Source organism: Mycobacterium shigaense, assembly GCF_002356315.1.
Classification (GTDB): Bacteria; Actinomycetota; Actinomycetes; order Mycobacteriales; family Mycobacteriaceae; genus Mycobacterium; species Mycobacterium shigaense.
Genome location: NZ_AP018164.1, coordinates 2344166 through 2362382, shown reverse-complemented (window position 1 = coordinate 2362382; position 18217 = coordinate 2344166). Strand labels below are relative to the sequence as shown.

Annotated in this window: 15 protein-coding genes and 2 pseudogenes; 7 read left to right on the top strand and 10 right to left on the bottom strand. The window is 68.3% G+C overall.

Features of this window, described 5'->3' with window-relative positions; translation table 11 throughout:
• Nucleotides 1-4 precede the first annotated feature (4 nt).
• Complete coding sequence (locus MSG_RS11020) at nucleotides 5-658, top strand: pyridoxamine 5'-phosphate oxidase family protein (RefSeq protein WP_096439549.1); 654 nt, start codon at nucleotides 5-7, stop codon at nucleotides 656-658.
• A gap of 30 nt (nucleotides 659-688) precedes the next feature.
• On the opposite strand, the gene ilvA is transcribed toward MSG_RS11020, so the two are convergent.
• Genes ilvA through MSG_RS11005 form a run of 3 tightly spaced genes read right to left on the bottom strand, consistent with a single transcriptional unit; the run spans nucleotide 689 to nucleotide 4344 of the window.
• Nucleotides 689-1981, bottom strand: coding sequence for a threonine ammonia-lyase (gene ilvA, locus MSG_RS11015; protein WP_096439547.1), 1293 nt, complete (start codon nucleotides 1979-1981; stop codon nucleotides 689-691).
• A gap of 43 nt (nucleotides 1982-2024) precedes the next feature.
• Entirely contained in the window at nucleotides 2025-2462 is a 438-nt protein-coding gene (locus tag MSG_RS11010; protein WP_096444350.1) for a nitroreductase family deazaflavin-dependent oxidoreductase, read from the bottom strand.
• Nucleotides 2463-2472: 10 nt separating this feature from the next.
• On the bottom strand, nucleotides 2473-4344 hold the full coding sequence (locus MSG_RS11005; RefSeq protein WP_096439545.1) for a lysophospholipid acyltransferase: 1872 nt from the start codon (nucleotides 4342-4344) through the stop codon (nucleotides 2473-2475).
• Nucleotides 4345-4519: 175 nt separating this feature from the next.
• Between MSG_RS11005 and MSG_RS11000 the strand changes: the two genes are divergently transcribed.
• A complete protein-coding gene (locus MSG_RS11000) occupies nucleotides 4520-5365 on the top strand; it encodes a class I SAM-dependent methyltransferase (protein WP_096439543.1) in 846 nt (281 codons plus the stop codon).
• Nucleotides 5366-5557: 192 nt separating this feature from the next.
• On the opposite strand, the gene dnaE is transcribed toward MSG_RS11000, so the two are convergent.
• The 4 genes and pseudogenes from dnaE to MSG_RS10980 form a co-directional block, all read right to left on the bottom strand.
• Entirely contained in the window at nucleotides 5558-9097 is a 3540-nt protein-coding gene (gene dnaE, locus MSG_RS10995) for a DNA polymerase III subunit alpha (RefSeq protein WP_096439541.1), read from the bottom strand.
• A 67-nt stretch (nucleotides 9098-9164) separates the two neighbouring features.
• Nucleotides 9165-9559 (bottom strand): annotated as a pseudogene (locus tag MSG_RS10990) (type II toxin-antitoxin system Rv0910 family toxin).
• A 177-nt stretch (nucleotides 9560-9736) separates the two neighbouring features.
• Nucleotides 9737-10539, bottom strand: a pseudogene (locus tag MSG_RS10985) (SDR family NAD(P)-dependent oxidoreductase).
• Between the two features lie 4 nt (nucleotides 10540-10543).
• The gene (locus tag MSG_RS10980) at nucleotides 10544-11560 is read right to left on the bottom strand and encodes an SDR family NAD(P)-dependent oxidoreductase (RefSeq protein WP_096439539.1); all 1017 of its coding nucleotides are present in this window, start codon (nucleotides 11558-11560) and stop codon (nucleotides 10544-10546) included.
• 256 nt (nucleotides 11561-11816) lie between these two features.
• Here MSG_RS10980 and MSG_RS10975 point away from each other — a divergent pair, with 256 nt between their 5' ends.
• The 3 genes from MSG_RS10975 (at nucleotide 11817) to MSG_RS10965 (ending at nucleotide 13707) form a co-directional block, all read left to right on the top strand.
• Nucleotides 11817-12224: a group I truncated hemoglobin gene (locus MSG_RS10975; RefSeq protein WP_096439537.1), complete on the top strand. Its 408-nt coding sequence runs from the start codon at nucleotides 11817-11819 to the stop codon at nucleotides 12222-12224.
• 75 nt (nucleotides 12225-12299) lie between these two features.
• Nucleotides 12300-12932 carry an MliC family protein gene (locus tag MSG_RS10970; RefSeq protein ID WP_096439535.1) on the top strand — a complete coding sequence of 211 codons (633 nt, stop codon included), beginning with the start codon at nucleotides 12300-12302 and terminating at the stop codon, nucleotides 12930-12932.
• Between the two features lie 16 nt (nucleotides 12933-12948).
• Nucleotides 12949-13707 carry a class I SAM-dependent methyltransferase gene (locus MSG_RS10965; protein WP_096439533.1) on the top strand — a complete coding sequence of 253 codons (759 nt, stop codon included), beginning with the start codon at nucleotides 12949-12951 and terminating at the stop codon, nucleotides 13705-13707.
• Here MSG_RS10965 and MSG_RS10960 read toward each other — a convergent pair whose 3' ends face one another.
• Nucleotides 13708-14634 (bottom strand): RluA family pseudouridine synthase, encoded by a 927-nt coding sequence (locus tag MSG_RS10960; RefSeq protein WP_096439531.1) that lies wholly within the window; start codon nucleotides 14632-14634, stop codon nucleotides 13708-13710.
• Nucleotides 14634-15206 (bottom strand): signal peptidase II, encoded by a 573-nt coding sequence (lspA, locus tag MSG_RS10955; protein ID WP_096439529.1) that lies wholly within the window; start codon nucleotides 15204-15206, stop codon nucleotides 14634-14636. The genes MSG_RS10960 and lspA overlap by 1 nt, the downstream gene beginning before the upstream one ends.
• A gap of 76 nt (nucleotides 15207-15282) precedes the next feature.
• Between lspA and MSG_RS10950 the strand changes: the two genes are divergently transcribed.
• A complete protein-coding gene (locus MSG_RS10950; protein ID WP_096439527.1) occupies nucleotides 15283-16212 on the top strand; it encodes an asparaginase in 930 nt (309 codons plus the stop codon).
• On the opposite strand, the gene MSG_RS10945 is transcribed toward MSG_RS10950, so the two are convergent.
• On the bottom strand, nucleotides 16177-17595 hold the full coding sequence (locus MSG_RS10945) for a DNA polymerase IV (protein ID WP_096439525.1): 1419 nt from the start codon (nucleotides 17593-17595) through the stop codon (nucleotides 16177-16179). The two genes, MSG_RS10950 and MSG_RS10945, sit on opposite strands and share 36 nt — an antisense overlap.
• Nucleotides 17596-17635: 40 nt before the next feature.
• On the opposite strand from MSG_RS10945, the gene MSG_RS10940 reads away from it, so the two are divergent.
• Nucleotides 17636-18202, top strand: coding sequence for a class I SAM-dependent methyltransferase (locus MSG_RS10940; RefSeq protein ID WP_096439523.1), 567 nt, complete (start codon nucleotides 17636-17638; stop codon nucleotides 18200-18202).
• The last annotated feature ends 15 nt before the right edge of the window (nucleotides 18203-18217 follow it).

Below are 18217 nucleotides of genomic sequence, written 5' to 3'. Positions count from 1 at the left end.
TCCGTTGGCCACCACATACGACCCCACTCCGCGCAGCACGCCCTCTCGTTACCGCGACCGCGCCAGCTACGACCGCGACGTCGTGCATCGCATCCTCGACGAGGCCCTGATCTGTCACCTCGGCTACCTGGGCGACGGCCGGCCGGTGGTCCTGCCGACCACCCATGCCCGCTGCGGCGAGACCCTCTACCTGCATGGATCCACCGGCAGCCGGCCGATGCTGGGCGCCACCGACGGCCTGCCCGTCTGCGTCACCGTCACCCTCGTCGACGGGCTGGTGCTGGCCCGCTCCGCGCTGCACCACTCGCTGGTGTATCGCTCGGTGGTCGTGCACGGCGACGCGCGCCTGGTCGACGACCCGGACGAAAAGCTGCGGGCGCTGGGCTGCCTACTTGATCACGTCGCCGCGGGCCGGGCGAGCGATTGCCGGCTGCCGAACGCGCGCGAGCTGGCGGCGACCGCGGTGCTCGCCCTAGACCTCGTCGAGGTGTCGGCCAAGGTCCGCAGCGGCGGTCCAACCGACGATCCCGAGGACCTCGCGCTGCCGCATTGGGCCGGGGTGCTGCCGTTGAGCGTGACGGCCGGAACGCCGGTGCCCGCGGACGACCTGGATCCCGCGACCCCGGCGCCGCCGTACCTGGCCGCGTACTCGCGGTGAGGGCGCCCGACGTCGAAAGCAGGCGGGCGGCTACAGCAGCAGGTAGCGGTAGGCCGGCGATCCGGGCTTGAGTATTTCGACGTGCATCTGGGTGCCGCGCATCCGGTCCAGCAGGCCTTCGAGGTCGGCGGACGATCCCAGCTGAATGCCGACGAGCGCCTCACCGGTCTCCCGGTTGTTGCGCTTGACGTACTCGAACAGGGTGATGTCATCGTTGGGCCCGAGCACCTCGTCGAGGAATCGGCGCAGCGCGCCCGGCTCCTGCGGAAAGTCGACCAGGAAGTAGTGCTTGAGGCCGAGGTGCACCAGCGAGCGCTCCAGCACCTCGCCGTAGCGCGACACGTCGTTGTTGCCGCCCGAGACGAGGCACACCACCGTCGAGCCGGGCTCGATGTCGGCTTCCAGCAGCCCCGCCACCGACAGAGCGCCCGCAGGTTCGGCGATGATGCCCTCGTTCTGATAGAGGTCGAGCATCGCGGTGCACACCGCACCCTCGTCGACCGCGGTGATCGACACCATGTCGCCCGCCGCCGCCAGCACGGAGTAGGTCAGCTCGCCGGCGCGACGCACTGCGGCGCCGTCGACGAACTGGTCGACATGGTCCAGCGTCACCGGTTCGCCGGCGGCCAGCGCGGCCATCATCGCCGCGGCTCCGGCCGGCTCGACGCCCAGCACGGACGTGGTGGTCGTCCGCTCCGCCAGATAGGTCGTGATGCCGGCGATGCATCCACCGCCGCCCACCGGCACCACCACCACGTCGGGCTCGCTTTCCAGCTGCTCGAGCACCTCGATGGCGATAGTCCCCTGCCCGGCCATGGTCCGCAGGTCATCGTAGGGCGGCACCAGCGTCGCGCCGGTCCGCTTCACGTCGCCCAGGGCCGCCTCGGCGGCCAGGTCATAGGTCGACCCGCCCACGATCAGGTCGATGAACTCCCTGCCGTGATAACGGATCCGGTCACACTTCTGTCGCGGGGTCTTGGCCGGCACGTACACGCGACCGCGCACGCCCAGCTTGCGGCACGCGTACGCGAAGCCCTGCGCGTGGTTTCCCGCCGACGAGCAGACCACCCCGGCGCCGATCTCCGCGTCGGACAGCTGCACCAGCAGGTTATAGGCGCCGCGCAGCTTGTATGACCGCACGACCTGCAGGTCCTCGCGTTTGAGGTAGACCCGCGCGCCGGTGATCTCCGACAGCCGGTCGCTGAACTGCAGCGGGGTGGGCGTGACCACCGGAGCAATTCGCTGCGCCGCCGCGTCGATGTCGGCCGCTGACAGCGGCTGCATCTTCTGGGTGCGCGGGGTACTGCTCAGTTCGGCGGACACCGGTCAATGGTGCCACGAGGGGCTTCACCCCTGGTGAGGCGACTCAGCTCACGGGCGTCAGCACGAACACCGGGATTTGGCGGTCGGTCTTCTTCTGGTAGTCGGCGTAGTCGGGATAGGCGGCCACGGCGCGCTCCCACCACAGCGCCTTCTCGTCGCCGAACACCTCGCGGGCGTCGTAGTCGCGGGTGACGGAGCCGTCCTGCAGCTCCACCCGGGGGTTCTTGGCGATGTTGTAGTACCAGACCGGGTTCTTCGGGGCCCCGCCCAGCGAGGCGACAACGGCGTATTCGCCGTCGTGCTCGACGCGCATCAGCGGCGTCTTGCGCAGCTTGCCCGTCTTGGCGCCGACCGTGGTCAGCAGGATGATCGGCTTGCCCTTCATGTCCGCGGCCTCGGCCCCGCCCGATTCGGCGTATTTTTCGGCTTGTTCGCGGGACCAGTCCCAGGGCGATGGTTCGTACTCTCCGGTGAGCGGCATACCCACCACTCTAGGCGGAGCGCAGCCTGGCCAGCTCGGCGATCTCGTTGACCCGCCGGATGGCGGTGGCGATCTCGTCGGCGAACTCGCGGCGCCGCTTGGCCAAGTCGGGGAATTCGAACCCGTCGACCAGCTCGCGGTGCCGGGCCAGCCGCAGCGCGGTCTTGAACAGCTCCATCGACCGGGATTCGGCGCTGGCGATGCGGCGCTGCAGCTCCCATTGCTTGCCGACCTCGAGGCACTCGGCTAGGAAGGTCTCCTCGTCGAACGGTTCGTCGTCGTAGGCGGCCAGCCGGTCGGCGACGATGTGGTAGGCGTCCAGGAACGGCCGCAGCACCAGGTGCGCGAGCAGCATGTCGGCCGATTCCAGCAGCCCCCGGACCACCGTTGCGGTGGTGGATTTGCTGGTGTCTTCGACAGGCCCGATCAGCCGCACCTCGTCGGCGAGGTCCTTCTCGAACTGCGCGCGGGCCGAGAACAAGAACTCGAACTTCAGCAGCTCACGCAGCTTCAGCGCCTCGTCACGCACGGTCACCGGCAACACCGTGCCGTCCGTGGACGTTTCCGACGCGGCGAGCAGCGCCGTCTCGGCGATGGCCCGGTCGACCAGGATGTGGATGGCGGTGTTGCGGTAGAACGCCGCGACCAGATGCTGGTCCGCGCCGATCCCCCACACCGCCTCGGTGCCGGCGTCGTAGACGTTGATCACGCCCGACGCGACCAGCTGGTGCAGCGTCCATCGGATGGTGGAGCGATTGGTGAGATCGGCCGCGCCGGCGACCGTCCAGTTCCGGGCGGTGATGTAGCTGGCCAGGGGCTGAACGGTGGCCAGCACCTCGCTGATGGACAGCGACCGGTCCGCGCCCAGCAACGCCAGGTTCACCACGGCGGTCGGGGTGACCGGCGTCGCCCTGTTGATCCGATGCTCGACGTCCAAGGCGATGCGCTCGATTTCGGTGCCGGTGCCCGACTTGTCGGCGCGCATCTCCTCCAGGCGTTTGCGCAGCGGCAGCGGTTCACCGAAGTCCAGGTAGGCGCGGCCCAACCGCTTGCCCTGCTGCAGCGCGAGCCGGACCAGGAAGCGGAAGTCCTCGGGCCGTTTCACCGCGCCGTAGGCCTCGGTGGTCATGGCCTCCACCTCGTGCAGCTGGTCGTAGACGATGGAGGTCGGCACCAGATACACCTCGGGACCGTCGATTTCGTCCACGGCATCGGTGATGTAGCGCAGGATCCCGAACACGGGAGGCCGCAGCTTGCCGGTCCTGGTGCGGCCGCCTTCGATCGACCAGCTCAGGTTGGCGTGGTTTTGCACCAGCTGCGCGGCGTAGGCCCGTAACGCGAACCGGTAGACGGGAATGTCCTTGGTCTGCCGCCGGATGAAGATCGTCCCGGTGCGCTTCGCCCAACCGCCCATCGGGAAGAAGTTCAGGTTCGCCCCGCCGAAGGTCAGCGCCGGCGAGAGCCGGTTGGCCACGATCATCTCCGGCAGCAGCATGCCGTCCAGATACGACCGGTGAGAAAACGCGAACGCCAGCGTCGCTTTGCGATCCAGCCTGCGCAACTGAGCGATCTGATCCTCGTCGACCAGCACGTCATAGGCCCGCATCAGCCAGCGGCTGAACCTGCGCCAGGCCTGCACGGCCCTCTCGTCGAGCGTGGCCGACATCTCCCGCAGATAGCCCGCGGCCTCGGCACGCACGCCGTGGGGTTCCCGCCCGAGCTCGTCGGCCAACTCGGTGAGCCGCTGGTCAAACCAGGGCGCACCCAGCAGCTGCACGACCTCGGCCGGATCGGTCGACAGTGGCGTCACGGACTCGTGGATAAGTCCGATGCGTTGCAACCCCTTTCGCAGTTCCGCCCGACCGGGTTCACGCACCGTCATCACCCGCTTTCCGCTCGGGCCGACCGCGCCGGTGCGACGGTGGCTCGTCGTGCTTGCGATGTGCCCGCATCACATCGGTGAGCGTACGTCCGGCGCGGGCGGCACGGAATACAATGCGTGATTTCTATTCCGGACAACCATCCGCGAACCGCGGGTAGCTAGTACGTTCGGAATCATGCGGTCCGGTCGCGGCATTGATGTCAGCGATCTGTCACCACTTGAGCAGACGGCGTTGCTCACCGAATACGCGCGTACGCTGGACAGCCGGTGGCCACAGCCCATTCTCGGCGACACCCTGGCCGCCGACGTCGTCAGCAAGATCGACTTCGACTTTGACGGGCTCGGCGTCCCCAAGAGCGTGGTGTGCCAGTGCGCGCTGCGCACCAAGATGCTCGACGAACGGGTGCGCGCGTTCACGTCCGAGAATCCCGACGCCGTCGTCGTCGACCTCGGTGCCGGCCTGGACTCGGGCCCGTTTCGGGTTAGCGTGCCGCCCGCGGTCGATTGGTACAGCGTCGATCTGCCGCACGTCATCGCCTTGCGCAAGCGGCTGCTGCCGATCAGCAGGCGGGCGCATTCGGTGACCGCCTCGGTGGCCGACCACACCTGGGCCGACGGCATCCCCGCGCAACGGCCCGCCATGGTGATCTCCAACGGGCTGTTCGCGTTCCTGTCCGAGCCGGTGATCGTCAACGTCTTTCGCCGTCTCACCGAACATTTCAAGTCCGGGGAGCTGGCCTTCAACGACTACGGGCGGATTGGCTGGTTCACCCGGGCCGCGGTCAAACTCGCCCCGCAGCGAATGTTCGCCAGCGTCGGTGCGCAGTGGGGTTATCCGGGATTTCGGGACGCACGCGTGCCCGAACAGTGGAATCCGAAGTTGACGCTGGTCGAAGAGGCCAGCCTGGCGCACGCACCCGAGATCGAGCTGTTTCCGGAGTGGATTCGCTTGGCCACCAAGTTATCCGGCATGTTCGAGACGTCCGCACGCAAGGCGCGGATCCTGCGCTACCGGTTCTAGGCTGCGGACGTCGGCGGGTGCGGGTTTGGGTGTGCGCTTACAGCGCCCACTGTGTAGTCACGGCGTTGAGTGTGTGCTGGTGGCGGCAAATCCGCGCCGAAACCCCGCCCTGAACGCACGGGGAAATCCCTGAGCGCACAGGCGAAGCCTCGACCGCACACTGGACGACCGGGACCGCACGAGCAGCGGCCGTCAACTCTGGCCGCCCAGGCACCCCGGTCCGAGCAGCTCCTTGAGGTCGCCCATCAGCGCCGGCGAGGGCGTCACGCGCAGCGACTGATCCAGCTCCAGCGTGGTGATCCGGTCGCCACTGATCAGGCGGAGGTGGACCTGCGATGTGCCCGGGTGACGTGCCAGCACCTGCTTGAGCGCACTGACCTTGTCGATAGTGCACTGCCGCGTCGGCAGGCTGACCGCCAGCGGCCGGTTCGGCTGGGCGTGGGAGAAGTCGGGCACGACGAGCTCGTTGGCGATCAACGAGATCCGGTCGTCGCGGATCGCGACCTTGGCGTTGATCAGGACCACCACGTCGTCGGCGATGTCCGCACCGTAGGTCGAGTAGGCATGCGGGAAGAACATCACCTCGATGCCGCCGGTGAGGTCTTCCAATTGGGCTGACGCCCAAGGCATTCCGTTCTTGTTGACCCGCCGGTTCACTGAGGCCAGGATTCCGCCCACCCGCACCTGGGTCTCGTTGGGGACATCGCCGTCGAGAATGGCCGGGATCTGGGTGTCCACCTGGGCGGCCAGCAGATGCGCGACGCCGTTGAGCGGATGGCCGGACACGTACAGCCCCAGCATCTCCCGCTCCAGAGCAAGCTTGTGCTTGTCCTCCCACTCGTCGTCGGGCACCTTGATGGTGAACACCGTGTCGGCGCCGGCGTCGCTGCCGCCGAACAGGTCGAATTGCCCCATCGCCTCGGCCTTCTTGGTGCCCAGCACCGAGTCGACAGCGTCGGTGTGCACCAGGAACAGCCCCTTGCGGGGGTGACTGAGCGAGTCGAACGCGCCGGCCTTGATCAGCGACTCGGTGACCTTCTTGTTGCACGCCGAGATGTCGATCTTGTTGAGGTAGTCGGAGAAGTCGGTGTACTTGCCCTTCTCGTTGCGTGTGCCGATCAGGGAGCCGACGACATTGGCGCCGACGTTGCGCACGGCGGCCAGCCCGAAGCGGATGTCCTGGCCGACGGAGGCGAAGTTCACCAGTGACTCGTTGACGTCGGGCGGCAAGACGGTGATGCCCAGCTTGCGGCAGTCAGCCAGGTAGACCGCGGCCTTGTCCTTGTCGTCGCCGACCGACGTCAGCAGGCCGGCCATGTACTCGGCCGGGTAGTTGGCCTTGAGGTAGGCGGTCCAATAGGAAACCAGGCCGTAGCCCGCGGCGTGCGACTTGTTGAATGCATAACCGGCGAACGGAAGGATGGTGTCCCACAACGCTTTCACCGCTCTTTCGGAGAACCCATTGGTGGTCATGCCTTCGTAGAAACCCTTGTATTCGGCCTCGAGCACCTCGAGCTTCTTCTTGCCCATCGCCTTGCGCAGCGCGTCGGCCTTACCCATCGTGTAGGAGGCGACCTTCTGGGCAATGAACATGATCTGCTCTTGGTAGACGATCAAACCGTAAGTCTCGGACAGGATCTCGCGCAGCGGCTCCTCGAGCTCGGGGTGGATCGGCTTGATCGCCTGCCGGTTGTTCTTACGGTCGGCGTAGTCGTTGTGGGCGTTCATCCCCATCGGGCCGGGCCGGTACAGCGCCAGCACGGCGACGATGTCGTTGAACTCGGTGGGCTGCATGCGGCGCAGCAGGTCGCGCATCGGGCCACCGTCGAGCTGGAACACGCCCAGCGTGTCACCGCGGCCCAGCAGCTCGTAGGTGAGCTTGTCGTCGAGTGGAACCGATTCCAGGTCGAGGTCAATTCCCCTGTTGGCCTTGATGTTATCGAGTGCGTCACCGATGATCGTGAGGTTGCGCAGGCCCAAGAAGTCCATCTTCAGCAGGCCGATGGCCTCGCACGACGGGTAGTCCCAGCCGGTGATGACGGCGCCGTCCTGCGGCCGCTTCCACAGCGGGATCGCCTCGGTCAGCGGTTCGCTGCTCATGATCACCGCGCAGGCGTGCACGCCTGCGTTGCGGATCAACCCCTCCAGGCCGCGCGCCGTCTGGTAGATCGTGCGCACGTCCGGATCGGTTTCGATCAGACTGCGGACCTCAGACGCCTCCTTGTAGCGCTCGTGGTTCGGATCGGTGATACCCGACAGCGGGATGTCCTTGGCCATGATCGCCGGGGGGAGCGCCTTGGTGATCCGGTCGGCGATCGCGAACCCGGGCTGCCCGTAGTGGATGCGCGCCGAATCCTTCAGCGCTGCTTTGGTTTTGATGGTGCCGAAGGTGATGACCTGAGCGACGCGATCGGAACCCCACTTATCGGCGGCGTAACGCACCATCTCGCCGCGGCGCCGGTCGTCGAAGTCGATGTCGATATCGGGGGCCGACGGACGCTCGGGGTTGAGGAACCGCTCGAACAGCAGACCGTGCGGGATCGGGTCGATGTTGGTGATCCCCAGCGCATAGGCCACCAGCGAACCGGCCGCCGAACCACGCCCCGGCCCGACCCGGATATCGATCGACTTCGCATGGTTGATCAGGTCGGCGACGATCAGGAAGTAGGCCGGGAAGCCCTTGTCGCAGATGACTTTGATTTCGTACTCGGCGCGGTCGATGTAGTCCTGCCCGGCGCCGGCCGGGAAGCGCCGCTGCAGGCCTGCCATCACCTCGTGGTGCAGCCAGCTCGCCTGGTCGTGCCCTTCGGGCACGGGGAAGACCGGCATCCGGTCGCGCGGCGCCCACACCTCGTCATAGGGCTGCACCCGCTCGGCGATCAGCAGGGTGGAGTCGCACGCCCCGGGCACCTCGTCGTCCCAGATCTTGCGCATGTCGGCGGCCGACTTCAGGTAGTAGCCGTCGCCGTCGAACTTGAACCGGTTGGGATCCGACAGCGTCTTGCCGGTCTGCACACACAACAGCGCCTCGTGGTTGTGGGCGGCGTCGCGGGTGACGTAGTGGCAGTCGTTGGTGGCCAGCGGCGGGATGCCGAGCTTGCGGCCGATCTCCAGCAGGCCCTCGCGGACCCGCGTCTCGATGGACAGCCCGTGGTCCATCAGTTCCAGGAAGTAGTTGTCGGCGCCGAAGATCTCGCGCCATTTGGCGGCGGCCTCCAGCGCCTCGCGGTCATGCCCCAAGCGAAGGCGGGTCTGCACCTCGCCCGACGGGCAGCCGGTGGTGGCGATGATGCCCTCGGAGTGCTCGGCGATCAGCTCGGCGTCCATCCGCGACCACTTGCCCAGCTGGCCTTCGAAGGAGGCGAACGAGGAGAGCTTGAACAGGTTGCGCAGCCCGGTGGCGTTCTCGGCCACCATCGTCATGTGCGTGTAGGAGCCGCTGCCCGAGACGTCGTCAGACTTTTGGCTCGGGTCGCCCCACAGGATGCGCTTGGTGTCGAAGCGGGAACCCGGCGCAATGTAGGCCTCGACGCCGATGATCGGCTTGATGCCGGTCTTGGTCGCCACGTTGTAGAACTCGCTGGCGCCGAACATGTTTCCGTGGTCGGTCATGCCGACCGCGGGCATCTGCAGCCGCTCCACCTCGGCCAGCATCGGCGTGATCTTCGCGGCACCATCCAGCATCGAGTATTCGGTGTGGTTATGCAGGTGCACGAAGGACGACTGACTCATAGGCACGCCAGTCTATGACCGACGACCGACAGTGGTTGGGCGTGTCGCCGCGTGTGTCTTGACGGGTTTATCCGTACAACTCGACGAAGTTCTTCAGCGACTTTTCGACGTCGCCTTTGACGGCGCGCGCCGCGGCCGACCCGCTCGGCCCGAACAACGCCCGACCGCCCAGCTCAAGCCGCAAACCGAGGGTGGATCCGTCCCCCGCGGGTCGCACCGGCAGGGTGACGGCGTACTTCGCTCGGCCTTTCCCGCTCCCGACAGCGCCACCTGGTGCGGCGGGTCCCATGTGGTCACCGTCCACGTCACCCGATCGCGCATCCCCTTGGCGTGCGCCACCCCGACGATCTGGGTGCCCTCGGTGATCTCGTCGGGCAGCTCGCTGCGCCACGCCTCGTGCATGACGAGCCAATCGCCCAGTTCCGACAAGTCCTGCGGCGCCATCGGGACGTCGAGTTTCATGTCGACAGCCGCCAGGAAGCAAACCTAGCCGCGCACCGGTGTGCACCCACGGCGTTGCGCGTGCACCCACGGTGGCGATTCGGGTTTCCCACCGCGGGCGCACGCTCAAGGCTCAGGGCGCGCGCTGAAAGCCCAGAACGCACGCCGAACGCCCTAGACGGATGCCGAACACGCGGCCTAGCGGCCCGGTTTACCGCGCAGCCGGTTGCCGATCCGGATTGCGGGCAGCAACACGCTGCGCGGCGCGAACCGGCCCCCCGTGCTGACCACCTTGGGCACCACGCCCGGCACGACGCTGCGCCGGCCGGCGAGCATGCCGCCGATCGCGGCCTCGGCCACCTCGTGCGGCGAGACCTGGGCCACCGGGATGCTGAACCGCTCGGCGTTGGCGATCTCGGCCCATTCGGTCGGCACCGGGCCGGGCACAGGGCCGTCACCGACACGCCCGTCCCGTGCAGCTCCTCGTGGACGGCTTCGGAAAACGTCTGGACGAAGGCCTTGGTGGCCGAGTAGACCGCCATGTAGGGCAGCGGCTGGAAGCCGGCGATCGAGGCGATGTTCATGACGGCGCCCGCCCCGCGCTCGACCATGCCCGGCAACACCGCATGGGTGAGTTCCATCAACACCAGCGCGTTGAGGGTGACTTCCTCGCTCTCGCGTTCGACCGGCAGTTCGTGGAACACCCCGCTGGTGCCGAATCCGGCGCTGTTGCACAAGCCGGCGATCGGTTCGGCGCGCAGCCGGTCGGCCAGCTTGCCGCGGGCCCGGGAATCGCTGAGGTCCAGCGGCAGCACCTCGGCGGCGACCCCGTATTCGGTGTGCATCTCCTCGGCGAGCTGGTCAAGACGGTCGCGCCGCCGGGCCACCAGCAGCAACGGGAAGCCGCGCCGGGCCAGGCCGCGTACCAGCTCGGCGCCGATGCCCGAGGAGGCGCCGGTGATGACGACGGTGGTCTGTTGGCCGGGTTGCGGAAGGCTCATGACGTCACCAGTGGATGCCTCGGGTCGCCTGCACGAACGTCTGACTTCGTCGATCGAATTTCGCTGCGTCAGAAGCAGGTTCGCCGCCCTTGGCCGCGCCAGAGTCCTCGAACATGGCGAAGGCGCGGTTGCGCACCAGGTCCATCACCGCGGGGTTGACGGCGTCGGCGACCGCGGCGAATTGACCGAACGGGGAGCTGGCCCGCCGGGGCCGGTGCACGATCGCGTCGGTGATCACGCCGGCGGCCTGATCCGGCGTCAGCGCCGGGAACTTGTCGTACATCGTCGTCGGGCTGATCATCGGGGTGCGCACCAGCGCCATGTGCACGGTGGTGAATCGCACGTCCTCGCTGACGGTCTCGGCTTGCAACGCGTCGCACAGGCTGTCCAGGGCGGCCTTGCTGGCGATGTAGGCGCCGAAGCGCGGGGCGCGCGTCTGCACGCCGACCGACGAGACGTTGATGATCTGCCCGAAGCCTCGCTCCCGCATCCCCGGAATGAACTTGAGGATGAGCTGGACCGCGCCCAGGTAATTCAACTGCATCGTCCGCTGGTAGTCGTGGATCCGGTCATAGGACAACTCCAGCGAGCGCCGGATGGACCGCCCCGCGTTGTTGATCAGGATGTCCACGCCGCCCAGGTCGTCGAGTACCCGGTCGGCCATCTCCGCAATGGCTTCCATGTCGGCCAAATCGCACGGGTACACGTGGGCGGTGCCGCCGTTCCCCCGGATCTCGTCGGCGACCTTCTCGAGGTTTTCCCGCGTGCGGGCGACCAACACCACCACCCCGCCCGCCGCCGCGATCTTCTTCGCGGCCGCCGCGCCGATGCCCGAGGATCCGCCGGTGATCAGGGCGGTCTTGCCCGCCACGGCGTCGCCGAGCGTGCGGCCCTGCACCGCGTCCAGCAGATTGCGCAGATAGAACGGCCGATAGCGCCCCGCCGAGTTGGGCGTGTTGATCAGGTTCGACACGGCTGCAATCGGCTTTTCCACCAAGTTCGTCAAGTCACCGATGTTCATCGGACTCCCTTCCCGACTTCCCGATCATGTGGGCGTCCCCCAGGCCCGACGGAGCAACCCTGTGACGTGGGTCATAAGCCAACCTAGGTCATCGGCCGGTCCGTGCCGGCAGAAGGCCAGTCGATGACTGCATCCGCGCATCTCACAGCGCAGGGATGGCCGCGGCGATTCGATGGCAATCCCCTTGTTACCTAAGGTAATTCGAGTGTGATCACGGACTAACTGACGGGCAACGCCGCGGTGCTCGGATAGTGAGATGAAACTGTTGGCGAACTTCCGCAAGCCGGAGCCGAGCATCTACGAGCGGATCGGGGGGCACGAGGCACTGGAAGTCGTGGTCGAGGACTTCTACGTCCGGGTGCTCGCCGATGATCAGCTGTCCAGGTTCTTCACCGGAACGAACATGAACCGCCTCAAGGGCAGACAGGTCGAGTTCTTCGCTGCCGCGCTCGGCGGCCCCGAGCCTTACACCGGTGCGCCCATGAAGCAAGTGCACCAGGGCCGGGGAATCAACATGCACCACTTCAATCTGGTCGCCGGGCACCTGTCCGACGCGCTGGCCGCGGCTGGGGTGCCGCCGGCAACGGTGACCGAAATCATCCGCGCCATCGCGCCGCTGGCGCCCGACATAGCCTCGGTCGAGACCACCGCGGCCAAGGTCTGAGGCCGCGCGGAAGAATCTCCGCGATCGCGGGCGTGTCGCGCACCGCATCGCCGGCCCAGCCGGTAGTCAGCACATATGAGGCTGATCGCGGTCGTCGTCGCGGCGCTGCTCCTGAGCGCCTGCGGCTCTTCCACCGACAACTCGGCGCCAAGTTCTGCGCTCAGTCCCTCGTCGAGTCCGAGCTCCGTCCCGGTGCCCGCGGCGGTCGAGTGCACCAAGCCGGCGAACTCTGCGCAGCAGCTGATCTGCACCGACTCGCATCTCTTCGACCTCGAGCGCCAGCTGCAGCTCGCATACAAGCAGGCGTTAGGCCGCCCCGGCGCCGATCAATCCGCCGCGGTGGCCGCCCAGACCAGCTGGGCGGCGGTGCGCGACGGCTGCGCCCAGAACCCCGACCTGCACGCATGCGTCTTGGAGGCCTACCAGACCAGGCTCGTGCAGCTGGCCATCGCCGACCCGGCGACCGTGGCGCCGCCGATCATCACCTACCACTGTCCCGCCGACGCTGGGCCGCTCACCGCCCAGTTCTACAACCAGTTCGCCCCGCCGACGGCGGTGCTCAACTGGAAGGGCAGCCAGCAGATCCTGTTCCTACTGCCGTCCGGCAGCGGCGCACGATACGGGCGGCAGGGTTCCGAATACTGGGAGCACCAGGGCGAGGTCACCCTTGACTTCAACGGCACGAAGGTTGTCTGCTCGACGTCCTGAGTCCGACAATGCTTGGATGAGCCGCACATTCGAAGACCTCGTCGCTGAAGCCGCTTCGGTATCCGTCGACGGCTGGGACTTCTCGTGGCTCGACGGCCGGGCCACCGAGCAGCGGCCGTCGTGGGGCTATCAGCGACTGGCCAGCCAGCGCTACGCGACGGTGTCGGCGGCGCTGGATCTGCACACCGGCGGCGGGGAGGTGTTGGCCGGTGCGGCGCCGTTGCCGCCCACGATGGCGGCTCTCGAAACGTGGCCGCCCAACGCCGCGCTGGCCACCAAGCGCCTGCATCCCCTCGGCGCCGTGGTGGTGACAACCCGCGACGAGCCACCGCTGCCGTTCGCCGACGAAGCGTTCGACCTGGTGACGGCCCGTCATCCAATCTCGGTGTGGTGGAACGAGGTTCGTCGTGTGCTCCGGCCGGGCGGTAGCTACTTGGCGCAGCACATCGAGCCCGCCACCATGGGCGAGCTCGTCGAGTGCTTCATCGGGCCGCAGCCGAACAAGTGGGCCGAGTTCGACCCAGGCAACGTGACCGCGCAGGCGCAGGCCGCCGGCCTGCAGGTGGTGGATATTCGCATGGAGCGGCTCCGGGCCGAATTCTTCGACATCGGCGCCGTTATCTACTTCCTGCGCAAGGTGATTTGGACGGTGCCCGACTTCACCGTGGAGCGCTATCGAGACCGGCTGCGGGAACTGCACGAGCGCATCGAGGCCGACGGGCCCTTCGTCGCCCACCCCACGCGGGTCCTGGTCGAGGCGCGCAAGCCTGGCTGATCAGCCCTGGTCGCGCAACACGTCCAGCGCATGCTGCAGGTCGGCAGGATACGGGCTGACGAACTCCACCCAGCGCCCGTCGGCGGGATGAGCGAACCCCAGCGACCGGGCATGTAACCATTGACGTTCCAGCCCAAGCCTTTTCGCCAGCTTCGGATCCGCCCCGTAGACGAGGTCGCCGCAGCACGGATGGTGTAGCGCCGCGAAATGCACCCGAATCTGGTGGGTACGACCGGTTTCCAGGTGCACGTCGAGCAGGCTGGCGGCGGCGAAGGCCTCCACCGTGTCGTAGTGGGTGACGCTGTGCCGGCCGGTCTGCGTAACGGCGAACTTCCATTCGCCACCCCGGTGGCGCCCAATCGGCGCGTCGATCGTGCCGCTGGACGGGTCCGGATGTCCCTGCACCAGAGCGTGATAACGCTTGTCGACCGTGCGCTGCTTGAACGCCCGCTTCAGCACGGTGTAGGCGCGCTCGGAGATCGCGACCACCATCACCCCGGAGGTGCCCACGTCGAGGCGATGCACGATGCCCTGGCGCTCGTGCACGCCCGAGGTGGTGATCCGGTAGCCCACGGCGGCCAGGCCGCCGAGCACCGTCGGTCCGGACCAGCCGACCGAGGCGTGGGCGGCCACCGCGGCGGGCTTGTCGACCACGACGATGTCGTCGTCGGAGTACAGGATCGTCATGCCCTCGATGTCGACCGGGGTGTTCTCCAGCGGAGGGGGCGCCTCCGGCAGGTGTACCTCGAGCCAGGCGCCTGGCGTCAGGCGGTCGGACTTGCCCGCCGGCACACCGTCCAGCTCGATTCCGCCGTCTTCGGCGATCGCGGCCACGGCGCTGCGCGACAGCCCCAACAGGCGGGCCAGACCGGCATCGACACGCATGCCCGCCAATCCCTCCGGGACGGGCATGGAGCGGTTGGCCATCAGCTCCGGTCGGCTGTTCGTCGGCCCACCGAGTCGAAGTCGAATCCGAAGACCGACAGCACGACGAGCATGATGGCCCCGCCGACCACCGCCGGATCGGCGACGTTGAACACCGGCCACCAGCCGACCGACAGGAAGTCCACGACGTGGCCGCGCAGTGGGCCGGGCGCCCGGAAGAAGCGGTCGACCAGGTTGCCCATGGCGCCGCCGAGGATCATGCCCAGTCCGACCGCCCACCAGGGCGACACCAGCCGCCGACCCATCCAGAAGATGCCGACCACCACCGCCGTCGCGATCAGCGTCAACACCCACGTATAGCCGGTTGCCATGGAGAACGCCGCGCCCGAGTTGCGTACCAGGGTCCACGTCACCGTGTCGCCGATGATGGACACCGGCTGACCGGGAGGCAACAGCTTGACGGCGAGCACCTTGGTCACGACATCGAGCGCCAGCACAACGGCCGCGACCACCAGGAGCAGGCGGAGGCGCCGCTGGGGCCGCGGCGCCGGGGCTCGGGTGGCTGTGGTGTCGTTGGCCGCGCCAGCCTCCGCTGAGCTTGGTTCTTCAGGCACCCTCCCATCATCCCCTAACGCCCGGGTTGATCGGGTGCGGCCTCGTCCACCCCGCAGCGTGCGGAATGATTCGACTATGCCCCGACTCACCGTCATCGCCACCGGCGGCACGATATCGACCAGCACCGGCGCGGACGGCGTGTGCCGTCCCACCCACAGCGGAGCCGACCTCACCTCCGGCCTCGACGTTGACGTCATCGAGCTGATGGCCAAGGACAGCTCGGAGCTGACGACCGCGGACTGGGATCGGATGGGCGCGGCCGTGCGTAGCGCGACCGCAGGCGGGGCCGAGGGCATCGTCATCGCCCACGGCACCGACACGATGGAGGAGAGCGCGCTCTGGCTCGAGCTCACCTATGCTGGCGACGCCCCGGTCGTCCTGACCGGCGCCATGCGCAGCGCCGATGCCCCCGACGCCGACGGCCCCGCGAATCTGCGTGACGCATTGACCGTCGCGGCCAGCCCGGTCGCCCACGGCGTCGGCGTGCTGTTGTCTTTCGCCGGGCGGGTGTGGCAACCGTTGGGCCTGCACAAGGTGGCGACGCAGGATCTCAGCGGTTTCGCCGGCGAGCTGGTCGGCACGACGCGGGGTGGCGAGGCGGCGCTGACCAACGCCAAGACCCGGCCGTATCTGGGCGAGCTGCGGGCCGCGGACGCGCCGCGGGTCGACATCGTCGCGGCCTACCTAGGCAGCGATTCCGTGGCGCTGGACGCGTGCGTGGCCGCCGGGGCGCGCGGCATCGTGCTGGAAGCGCTGGGCTCGGGCAACGCCGCGGCCGCCGTCGTCGACGGCGTGCGCCGGCACTGCCGCGACGGGGTCGCCGTCGCGGTGTCCACCCGCGTACCCGGCGGCCGGGTCAGCGCGGGCTACGGCCCCGGCCACGACCTGGTCGAGGCCGGGGCCGTGATGGTGCCGCGGTTGCGCCCGCCGCAGGCCCGGGTGCTGTTGATGGCCGCGCTGGCCGCGCGCTCACGGGTCGGCGATGTCGTCGCCCGCTGGGGCTGACGCGTCGCTCGCCTCCTCGGCGCGCAGCACCCCCAGGTAGTCCGGCCAATCCAGGGAATCGAGCGGATTGGCGCGGTCGAGGTCGCCGGTGCCGACGGGAAACGTCCGGGCCAGCCCCGGGCCGGTGCCGCGGGTCTCGAACCGGACCGTGACGACGCCGTGGCCCGCGCCCTGCACCCAGCCGTGCCCGAGCTCACGGTGGGTCACGTCGTCTCCCACCCGCCACGGCGAGGCCTCGGGCTCCGGCCGCGGCGCCAACATGGCCTCGGTCGCGGTCTCCACAGAGTGGTATGCCTCCGATTGCGGCGCCGCGAGCTCCAAGTCGGGAAACAGCGATTGCTGACGCACGTCGCTCAGGCCCGAAAACCCAACGCCGAGAAGGCGAATGGGGCCGATATCGCGCGGGTCGAGCAGCAGGCGCCGGGCCAGCGCTCCCAGCGCGCCCATTTCGGTCGTCGCGTACGGCAGCGTCGCCGAGCGGGTGAGCGTGCTCATATCGGACTTCTTCAGCTTCACCGTGACGGTCCGCGCGCCCCGGCCGTCGCGGAGCAGGCGTTGGTGCGCATGCTCGGCGATCGGGTCGATCGCGTCGTGCAGCTGCTCCAGGCTGGTCAGGTCGGCGGCGAAGGTCGATTCGGCGCTGATCTGCTTGGCCTCGGCGCGCTCGGCGACCGGGCGATCATCGATGCCGCGGGCCAGCCGGTGGAGAGCCGGCCCGGTCGTCGCGCCCAGAATGTTGGCCACCTCGGCGTCGGTCAGCGCGGCTAGCTGCCCGATCGTCTCGATGCCGAGCCGATTCAGCTTCTCCTCGGCGACCGGCCCGATGCCCCACAGCCGTCGCACCGGCAACCCGTCGAGCAGCGCGCGTTCCTCGTCGCGTCCCACCACCCGGATGCCGTCGGGTTTGGCCAGGCCAGAGGCGATCTTGGCGATCTGCTTGCCCGAGCCCGCACCGACTGACGCGACCAGCCCCGTCTCGTCGCGCACCCGACGGCGCAACGCCTCGCAGAATTCCTCGACGTCGCCGAACGGCGCCCCGGCCAGCTGCGGCGGCTCCCCGAACGCCTCGTCGAAGGACAGCTGCTCGACGACGGGCACCACGTCGCGCACGGCGCTGAACACCCGGCGGCTGGCGACGCCGTAGACCACCCCGCGCGGCGGCAACACCACCGCGGTCACGCCGACCATCCGGCGGGCCTGATGCATCGGCATCGCCGACCGCGCGCCGAACACCCGTGCCTCGTAGCTGGCGCCGGCCACCACTCCCCGGCCGCCGAGCCCGCCGACCAGCACCGGCCGGCCGCGCAGGGTCGGCCGGGTGAGCTGCTCGACGGACGCGAAGAACGCATCCATGTCCAGGTGCAGCACCCAGCGCGACTCCATCCGACAAATGCTATTGCCCAAGTGGGCTAACGTTTTCCAGATGGCCATGAACCTCGCGCACCGCCGCATCTGCAGTTCAGACCGCTGGGCCAAGGCGGTCGAGGACGACCTGCTGCCGTGGGCGCTGGCCGACGTGGACCTCGGTGACAACACGCTGGAAATCGGGCCGGGCTACGGCGCCATCCTGCGGGTGCTGGTCGACAAGACGCCGAGGCTCACCTCGGTAGAGATCGACACCCCGATGGCGCGGCGGCTGCAGCGGCTGTACGGCGACCGCGCGCGCATCATCAACGGCGACGCCACCGACACCGGGTTGCCGGCCGACGAGTTCAGCTCGGTGGTGTCGTTCACGATGCTGCATCACGTCCCGACCGCCGAGCTGCAGGATCGGTTGTTCGCCGAGGCGTTTCGCGTGCTGCGCCCCGGCGGCGTGTTCGCCGGTAGCGACAGCGTGACGTCGCTGCGGTTCCGGATTCTGCATTTTCGCGACACCTGCAACACCGTCTCACCGGACACCCTGCCGGACCGCTTGCGCGCGGCCGGATTTGGCGATGTCGAGGTCGAGGCCCGCGGCGGCCGGCTGCGCTGGCGCGCGGTCAAGGCCTAGGTTCACCCGGCGCGG